Origin of the sequence: Streptomyces sp. HSW2009, from assembly GCF_040240285.1 — a bacterium.
In the GTDB taxonomy this organism is placed as follows: domain Bacteria; phylum Actinomycetota; class Actinomycetes; order Streptomycetales; family Streptomycetaceae; genus Streptomyces.
In genome coordinates this window covers 1-8,834 of sequence record NZ_JBEHZD010000338.1, presented here as the reverse complement: position 1 = coordinate 8,834, position 8,834 = coordinate 1, and the positions used below count along the sequence as shown (strand labels likewise).

Sequence of the window (8,834 nt, the reverse complement as noted above, 5' to 3'; positions counted from 1 at the left end):
CCCCCCCCCCCCCCCCCCCCCCCCCCCCCCCCCCCCCCCCCCCCCCCCCCCCCCCCCCCCCCCCCCGCCCCCCCCCCGGGGGGGGGCCCCCGCGGGGCGGCGGCCCGGCTCCGGCTCGTACCGCCCCGCCGGCCGCAGCCCCGCGCCGGCCCGTACCGGCCACTGGCCCGTACCGCCACCGGCCCGCACCACCTGCCGCCGTGACGCGCCCGCGTCCGCGGCCCGTCGCCACCCTGCCGCCGCCCGTCCACCCCCGTACCGCCGCGTGAACCGGCGCCCGCGCGGTGGCGACTACGCTGGGCTTCGAACGCCCCGCGGACCAGGAGTGAGATGGCAACGAACCTCGTCAATCTGGAAACCGTCAGCAAGGTGTACGGCACCCGTGCGCTGCTCGACGGGATCTCCCTCGGCGTCAACGAGGGCGACCGGATCGGCGTCGTCGGCCGCAACGGTGACGGCAAGACCACCCTCATCCGGATGCTCGCCAAGTTGGAGGATGCCGACCAGGGGCGCGTCACGCACTCCGGTGGTCTGCGGCTCGGCGTGCTCACCCAGCACGACTCGCTCGACCCGGCCGCCACCGTGCGGCACGAGGTGATCGGCGACCTCGCCGACCACGAATGGGCCGGCAACGCCAAGGTCCGCGACGTGCTGACCGGTCTGTTCGGCGGCCTTGACCTGCCCGCCTTCCCGCAGGGCCTGGACACCGTGATCGGCCCGCTCTCCGGCGGCGAGCGGCGCCGCATCGCGCTTGCCAAGTTGCTCATCGGCGAGCCCGAGCTGATCGTGCTCGACGAGCCGACCAACCACCTCGACGTGGAGGGCATCTCCTGGCTCGCCAGCCACCTGCGGGCGCGCCGCTCGGCGCTGGTGGTCGTGACCCACGACCGCTGGTTCCTGGACCAGGTCTGCACCCGCATGTGGGACGTCCAGCGCGGCCAGGTGCACGAGTACGAGGGCGGGTACAGCGACTACGTCTTCGCGCGCGCCGAGCGCGAGCGGATCGCGGCCACCGAAGAGGTCAAGCGGCAGAACCTGATGCGCAAGGAGCTGGCCTGGCTGCGGCGCGGCGCCCCGGCCCGTACCAGCAAGCCGCGGTTCCGCATCGAGGCCGCCAACGCGCTGATCGCCGACGTGCCGCCGCCGCGGGACAGTGCCGAGCTGATGAAGTTCGCCAATTCCCGGCTCGGCCGCACCGTCTTCGACCTGGAGGACGTGACCGTCCAGGCCGGTCCCAAGACCCTGCTCAAGCACCTGACCTGGCAACTCGGCCCCGGCGACCGGATCGGCCTGGTCGGTGTCAACGGCGCGGGCAAGACCTCGCTGCTGCGCGCCATGGCCCGCGCCGCCGCCACCGAGGGCGAGGAGCAGCCGGCCGCCGGGCGGGTCGTGGTCGGCAAGACCGTGAAGCTGGCCTACCTCTCGCAGGAGGTCGCCGAGCTCGACCCGACCTGGCGGGTGCTGGAAGCCGTCGAGCAGGTGCGGCAGCGGGTGGACCTCGGCAAGGGCCGCGAGATGACCGCCTCGCAACTGTGCGAGCAGTTCGGCTTCGCCAAGGAGAAGCAGTGGACGCCCGTCGGCGACCTCTCCGGCGGCGAGCGGCGGCGGCTCCAGATCCTGCGGCTGCTGATGGACGAGCCCAACGTGCTCTTCCTCGACGAGCCCACCAACGACCTCGACATCGAGACCCTGACCCAGTTGGAAGACCTGCTCGACGGCTGGCCCGGGGCGCTCGTGGTGATCAGCCACGACCGGTACTTCATCGAGCGCACCACCGACCGGGTGCTGGCCCTGCTCGGCGACGCCACCATGCGGATGCTGCCGCGCGGCCTCGACGAGTACCTGGAGCGGCGGCAGCGCGCCCAGGCCGCCCCGGCGGCGCCGGCGGCCCGGCCGGCGGGCGCACCGGCACCGCCGGCCACCGGCGGCAGCGCCGAACAGGACCGGCCGCGGGAGAAGTCGGCGGCCGAGACCCGGGCCGCGCAGAAGGAGTTGCAGCGCATCGAGCGCCGGCTCGACAAGATCAGCGAGCAGGAGAGCAAGCTGCACGCCCAGATCGCCGAGCACGCCACCGACTTCGAGAAGGTCGCCGAACTCGACGCCAAACTCCGAGAGCTCTCGGGCGAGCGCGACGAACTCGAATCCCGCTGGCTTGAACTGGCCGACGACGCCTGACCGTTTCCGGACGCCCCTCCGTACGGCACGGGGCCCTACGGGGTGCCGTACGGAGGGGCGCCCGGGCCTCTCCAGACTCCGCGCCCACTCTGCGCCCCTGCCCCCGACGCCCGGCCGCACCGGCTCCGCCCCCCCCGACGGGAAACGGGCGGAGGCGGTGCAACAGTCACGTCACGGCCCGGTATCAGCTCCCGGGCGGGGCCGCCACCGATCCCTGTCGTGCGATGACCGGGTGATACAAAGAACTCTCGCTCGCCTGCCGTTATCAGGCCGTATTCCTGTCCGATTAGTTCCGTCTCCCCCCACCTCCAATGGATTTAGGCCATGGAGACCGTGGTGGCGGCCGGTCGGTCACGGACCGCATGAGAAGGAATGGTCGATGTCACAGCCGCCCCAACAGCCGCCGCAGGGCGGCTTCGGCGCCCCGCAGGACCCCAACGCCGGGTCAGGCGGCGGCTTCGGCGAGGCTCCCCAGGCCCCTCCGCAGCAGCCAGCCCAGCCCGGTTACGGCTACCCGCAGCAGCCGCCGGCCCAGGCGGGCGGCTACGGCTACCCGCAGCAGCAACCCCCCACCCAGATCTCCCAGCCGGGCTACGCGCACAACCCGCCGCCCGGTTACACCCCGCCGCCGGGCCAGTACCCCGGCGCCCCGCAGCAGGGCCAGCAGCCCCCGCCGCCGGCCCCGCCCGGCTACACCCCGCCGCCCGCCCCGGCCGGCGCCCCGCAGCCGCCCGGCCCGCCCGGCGTCCCGGGACAGCCGCCGCAGACCCCGCCCGCCGGCGCCGGCGGTTACGGCTACCCGCAGGCGCCCACCCAGGCCGCCGGTTACGCCTACCCGCAGGAGCCGACGCAGGCCGCCGGTTACGCCTATCCGCAGCCGCCCGGCACGCCGTACGGCTCGGGCCAGCAGGCCGCGTACGGACAGGGCCCGTACGGGCAGACGCCGCCCGGTTCCTACCCGCCCGGCAGCCCGCCGGCCGCGCCCGCCCCGGCCCCCGGCGGCGGCAACCGGCCGGGCAAGCAGCGGATGGCGGTCATCGTCAGCGCCGTGGTGGCGATCGCGCTGGTGGTCGGCGGTGGCGTGTGGTTCGCGACCAAGGGTGACGACGGCGACTCCGAGGCGAAGAAGAAGGAGACCGGCAACACCCAGGGCACCGAGGGCGGCAAGGGCGAGGAGGGCCAGCCGACCAAGCGGCCTGCGCCCAAGCTGGTGGGCGGCAACCTGCTCGCCAAGATCCCCATGCCCAAGGTGAAGGAGCAGGCCAACTCGCCGGGCCTGTGGGCCACCGACAAGGTGTGGGCCAAGGGGCAGATCGACAAGATCGTCGGCTTCCCGGCCGCCGGTGGGTCGCAGCCGCAGTGGGAGATCCCGCTCGGCGGCGAACTGTGCTGGGGCAGCACCCAGATCACCAAGGAAGGCATGACCGCGGTCGTCTTCCAGGACGGCAAGCCGACCGCCGACAACAAGTACCCCGACTGTAGCGAGGTCGGTCTGGTCGACCTCAACAACGGCAAGCTCGTCTGGCAGCGCAGCATCAAGGAAGCCGACGAGAAGCTGGAGTTCGACGAGGTCACCATCGGTGGCGGCACCATCGCCGCGGGCGGCCTCGACGGCGGCGCCGCCTGGTCCATGGAGGGCAAGAAGCTCTGGTCGCCGCAGGCCAACGAGGAGTGCTCGGACTACGGCTACGGCGGCGGCCCCAAGCTGGTCGCGGTGCGCGGCTGCGGCGAGTACGGCGAGGCCCAGATGTCCGTCCAGATGATCAACCCCAAGGACGGCAACATCCTCTCCGAGTACAAGCTCACCGACGGTCTCGACGACGTCCACGTGGTCTCCACCGAGCCGATGGTCATCGGCGTGGACGCGGGCGACTCCACCGGCGCCTCGGTCTCGGACTTCATGACGATCGACCCCTCGCAGCGCAAGGGCAAGCTGATCAGCAAGATCGCCACCGGCAACGGCAAGTACACGCCGGAGTGCTCCACCAACGAGGTCGAGTCCTGCACCAAGGTCGTCGTCACCAAGGACAAGCTGTTCATGGCGACCGAGGAGCGCAGCGGCGTCTCCGAGAACCTGCCGCAGAACGAGATCGTCGCGTTCTCGCTCACCACCGGCAAGTCCATCGGCAAGACCGACGGCGTGCCGACCTCCAGCATCACCCCGATGCAACTGGACCAGGACGGCTATCTGATCGCCTACCAGGACACCACCTACCGCGAGGGCGGCGGCGTCTGGCAGATCGACCCGACCAGCTACGAAAAGGCCAAGCTGATGCAGAACGCGACGGCCACCGCGGAGACCGAGTCCAACTACAGCCTGGGCCACGAGGTGTTCCTGTGGGCCAACGGGCGGCTGTACATGGGCGACATCTACGCCACCGAGCCCCGCAGCTACCAGCGCGGTGAAGACCTCCTGGCGATGGTTTTCGGCCCGAACTCAGCCAACTGACCAGTGCTGCACTGATGCACAGGGGGTGGCCCCACCGGTACGTTCCGTACGGGTGGGGCCATTGTCGTGCCAGGACGATCTCTTTGCGGCGTGAAGTGGGCGCGAAGAGATGGGTTTCGGCACTCCCGGCCGCTTCTTCCTGCTAAGGGGCGCGCAATGTCGAACAAGCGTGTAGCTTCCGGGGGCAAGCGATCGGGGCCGTGTGCAAGCTGGGGGGCTTGGAAGGGCACGGCGGGCCGATCTCGGTCGACACGGGGACCACGGACATCCGGGGCGGTCGTCCCCGGGCGGATGGGGGGAGTTCATGGGCGTGCGCGTCATGGTGGTCGATGACCACCGACTGCTCGCCGAGGCACTCGCTTCGGCGTTGAAGCTCCGCGGGCATCGGGTGCTCGCTGCTGCCGCGCCGAGCGCAGGGGCCGCGGACCTGGTGGTGAGCAGGTCGCCGGAAGTGTGCCTGCTGGGCACCGGAACGCCCGCCGAGCCCGGGGTGTTCGAGCCGGTGGTGCGGATCAAGAAGGAACGGCCCCAGGTGGCGGTCGTGGTGCTCGGCCCGGTGCCGAGCCCGCGCGGCATCGCCGCCGCCTTCGCGGCGGGCGCATCGGGCTACGTACGGCACGACGAGCGGATCGAGGGCGTCGAGCGCGCCATGATCAAGGCGCGCGCCGGGGACGCGGCGGTGGCACCCCAACTGCTCCAGGGGGCCTTCGCCGAACTGCTCAACCCGGCGGCCCAGCCCGACGACGAGGGCGCGAGGCTGCTCCAACTGCTCACCCCGCGCGAGGTGGAAGTGCTGGTCAGGGTCGCGGAGGGGGAGGACACCCGGCTGATCGCGGCCGGCATGGCCATCGCCCCGAGCACCGCCCGCACCCATGTGCAGCGGGTGCTGATGAAGCTGGGCGTGGGCTCCCGACTTGAGGCCGCGGCGCTCGCGGCGCGTACGGGGCTGCTGGACCGGGCCGCCGCGAGCCGGCGCGCCTCGGCCGCCGAGCCGCCCGGGGAACAGGTCCCCGGCCGGGCATCGACCGGCCAGCCACCCGTGGCGGGGCTCGCAGGTCCGGGCCACGGCGGCCCCGGTGCGGGCGGCCCGGGCGGGCCCGGTGTGCCGGGACAGGCCAGCAGACCCGGGCAGGTGCCGCCGGGGCGCAGCGTGCCGGTGCAGGGCCAGCCGGGACGGGCCGCGCCCGGCCGCGGAGAACCGGGCGCTGGTCCGGCCGGGCGCCCCGTCGGGCCAGGTCATCCGGCCCGACCCGAGTTCGGCCAGCGCGGCGGCCCGGGCGCCGGATCGGGCCGCGGCCCGGCACCGGGCGGTACGGGGCCCGGCCGGCCCTAGCCGCCTTAGCCGTTCTCGCCGTCCGTGCCGGCGGCGCCCGTACGGTCAGCGTTGCCCGTACGGGCGGTCCCGCGCGGCAGGTGGGCGGCCGGCCCGCGTGCGTCACCTGGTCTGGCGCGCCCCGTACGGCCGTCGCCCTGCGCACCTTGCTGCGGTCCGTACCGCCGCCGCCCTGCCCGTGCCGTTGTGGCTGATCGTGTCGCCGCCCGGCAATGTTGCCGCTGGCCATGTCGCCGCTGCGACCGGGCCCTACGCGCGGCCGGGGTGCGTGGCGCAGGGCCGGAGCCACCCCGTACCGCCGGTTCTGCTCCTGCCGCCGAGGCCATCCGCACCTCCGAGGTCATCCGCACCGCCGAAGGTCATCCGTACGCGCAGGTCCCGCCCCGGCCGTCGATCCGCTCGGGGTTGGCGATCCGCTCGCGGCGGCGGTGAGGGGAAAGGGGCGTGGCGGGGATGACTCAGGGCTGGTGCGCGTCGTTGGAGAGGGCGGACGGCGGGACGCCCGGGGCGATCCGGCCGGGCACGGGGACGCCGGTCACCGCGCCACCCACCACGGCCGGCCGAGCCGCGCTGCGCGGTCCGGGCCGGTGCGGGCACTGCGGCGGTCCGCGTAGCCGGTGCGCAGCGCGGCGACGAAGCGGCTCGTCAGGATGGAGTAGTCGCACTCGTCGGCGGTGGATCGGGGTCCCTCGGCTGACTGAGGGAGGGGGCATCGGCTACTTGAGGTGAACGGGGCGCCGGGAACGTACGCGCTAGTGTTTGGTTCTGAAAGCTAATGTTTGAACGCTTTTGCGTGATGACAGGGGTGCAGGGTGCAGAAGACGTCGATCCGGCGCGCGGACGGCCGCGAGCTGATCTATTACGACTCCCGCGCCGGCCGGCCGCGCACCGAGCGGGACCAGCGCCCGCTCGCACCGGTCGCGACGACCGCCGAGGTCCGCGCCGATCGGCTGCTCGGCGACCGCGTCGCCATCGCCTCGCACCGGCAGGCGCGCACCTACCACCCGGCGGCCGACGCCTGCCCGCTCTGCCCGTCAAGCCCGGCCGCCGCCCGCTACGGCGAGATCCCCGCCGCCGACTACGAGGTGGTCGTGTTCGAGAACCGCTTCCCCTCGCTGGCCGGCGAGTTCGGCCGCTGTGAGGTGGTCTGCTTCACCGCCGACCACGACGCCTCCTTCGCCGACCTCAGCGAGGCGCGCGCCGGCCTCGTCCTGGACGCCTGGACCGACCGCACCGCCGAACTGTCCCAGTTGCCCGCCGTCGAGCAGGTCTTCTGCTTCGAGAACCGCGGCGCCGAGATCGGCGTGACCCTCGGCCACCCGCACGGCCAGATCTACGCGTACCCCTTCGTCACCCCGCGCACCACCCGGATGCTGGAGTCGCTGGCCGCCCACCGCACCGCCACCGGTGGCCGCAACCTGTTCGACGACGTGGTCGCCGACGAACTCGCCGACGGCCGTCGCACCGTCCTGCTCGCCGAACACTGGACGGCCTTCGTCCCGTACGCCGCGCACTGGCCGTACGAGGTGCACCTCTATCCCCGGCGCCGAGTGCCCGACCTGCGGGAGCTCGGCGAAGAGGCGCGGGCGGAGTTCCCCGCGGTCTATCTGGAGCTGCTGCGCCGCTTCGACCGGATCTTCGGGCCCGACGAGCCGCCCACGCCGTACGTCTCGGCCTGGCACCAGGCGCCGCTGAGCGCCCCCGACCGCGCCGATTTCGCCCTTCACCTTGAGCTCTTCACCATCCGACGGACTGCCGGCAAGCTGAAATTCCTCGCGGGTTCCGAATCCGGCATGAATGTGTTCATCAACGATGTGCCGCCAGAGGCTGCGGCACGCCGACTGCGAGAGGTAGCGAGTACGTGAGCAACGGACAGAAGTACCTGGTCACCGGCGGAGCGGGATACGTCGGGAGCGTGGTCGCCGCACATCTGCTGGCGGCCGGGCACCGGGTGACGGTCCTGGACGACCTGTCCACCGGGCACCGAGCGGGCGTGCCCGAGGGCGCCGAGTTCATCGAGGGGCGCATCCAGGACGCCGCGCGCTGGCTGGACTCCTCGTACGACGGTGTGCTCCACTTCGCCGCTTCCTCGCAGGTCGGCGAGTCGGTCGTGCACCCGGAGAAGTACTGGACGAACAACGTCGGCGGCACTATGGCGCTGCTGGCCGCGATGCGCGAAGCCGGTGTGCGCACCCTCGTCTTCTCCTCCACGGCCGCCACCTACGGCGAGCCCACCACCCCCCCGATCACCGAGGACGCGGCGCCCGCGCCCACCACCCCGTACGGCGCCAGCAAGCTCGCCGTCGACCACATGATCGGCGGCGAGTGCACCGCGCACGGCCTGGCCGCCGTCTCGCTGCGCTACTTCAACGTGGCCGGCGCCTACGGCAGCCACGGCGAGCGCCACGACCCCGAATCGCACCTGATCCCGCTGGTCCTCCAGGTCGCGCAGGGCAAGCGGGAGGCCATCTCGGTCTTCGGCGACGACTACCCGACGCCCGACGGCACCTGCGTACGCGACTACATCCACGTCGCCGACCTCGCCGAGGCCCACCTGCTCGCGCTCACCGCCGCCACCAGCGGCGAGCACCTGGTGTGCAACCTGGGCAACGGCAACGGCTTCTCGGTGCGCGAGGTCATCGAGACCGTCCGCAAGGTCACCGGCCACGCCATCCCGGAGGTCGTCGCGGAGCGCCGCGGCGGCGACCCGGCCGTGCTGGTCGCCTCGGCCGAGCGGGCCAGGACCCGACTCGGCTGGCAGCCCAGCCGCGCCGACCTGGCCGGCATCGTCGAAGACGCCTGGAATGGGCGCTGACCGATCCCGAGGCCCCCGAAAGTCTGATCCGCTGGGAATCGGACTGGGCCCTGCCGATGATG

Annotated in this window: 6 protein-coding genes and 1 pseudogene; 6 read left to right on the top strand and 1 reads right to left on the bottom strand. The window is 72.9% G+C overall.

Features of this window, described 5'->3' with window-relative positions; genetic code table 11:
* Window positions 1-192, bottom strand: a 192-nt coding sequence (locus AAHZ94_RS22525) for a hypothetical protein (RefSeq protein WP_349994794.1), incomplete at its 3' end; no start/stop codon positions are given.
* Window positions 193-330: 138 nt separating this feature from the next.
* On the opposite strand from AAHZ94_RS22525, the gene AAHZ94_RS22520 reads away from it, so the two are divergent.
* From AAHZ94_RS22520 to galE, 6 genes and pseudogenes are all read left to right on the top strand, one after another.
* Window positions 331-2,175, top strand: coding sequence for an ABC-F family ATP-binding cassette domain-containing protein (locus AAHZ94_RS22520; protein WP_349994793.1), 1,845 nt, complete (start codon window positions 331-333; stop codon window positions 2,173-2,175).
* Window positions 2,176-2,554: 379 nt separating this feature from the next.
* On the top strand, window positions 2,555-4,624 hold the full coding sequence (locus AAHZ94_RS22515) for a hypothetical protein (RefSeq protein ID WP_349994792.1): 2,070 nt from the start codon (window positions 2,555-2,557) through the stop codon (window positions 4,622-4,624).
* Between the two features lie 304 nt (window positions 4,625-4,928).
* A pseudogene (locus AAHZ94_RS22510) lies at window positions 4,929-5,618 on the top strand (response regulator transcription factor); the annotation flags it as partial.
* A 603-nt stretch (window positions 5,619-6,221) separates the two neighbouring features.
* Window positions 6,222-6,389, top strand: coding sequence for a hypothetical protein (locus tag AAHZ94_RS22505; protein WP_349994791.1), 168 nt, complete (start codon window positions 6,222-6,224; stop codon window positions 6,387-6,389).
* Between the two features lie 380 nt (window positions 6,390-6,769).
* A complete protein-coding gene (gene galT, locus AAHZ94_RS22500) occupies window positions 6,770-7,822 on the top strand; it encodes a galactose-1-phosphate uridylyltransferase (protein ID WP_349994790.1) in 1,053 nt (350 codons plus the stop codon).
* Entirely contained in the window at window positions 7,819-8,772 is a 954-nt protein-coding gene (galE, locus tag AAHZ94_RS22495) for a UDP-glucose 4-epimerase GalE (RefSeq protein ID WP_349994789.1), read from the top strand. The genes galT and galE overlap by 4 nt, the downstream gene beginning before the upstream one ends.
* Window positions 8,773-8,834: the final 62 nt, after the last annotated feature.

Coding starts and splice junctions, on each gene's coding strand:
- AAHZ94_RS22515 (WP_349994792.1), top strand. CDS start 2,555: ATGTCACAGCCGCCCCAACAGCCGCCGCAGGGCGGCTTCGGCGCCCCG.
- AAHZ94_RS22520 (WP_349994793.1), top strand. CDS start 331: ATGGCAACGAACCTCGTCAATCTGGAAACCGTCAGCAAGGTGTACGGC.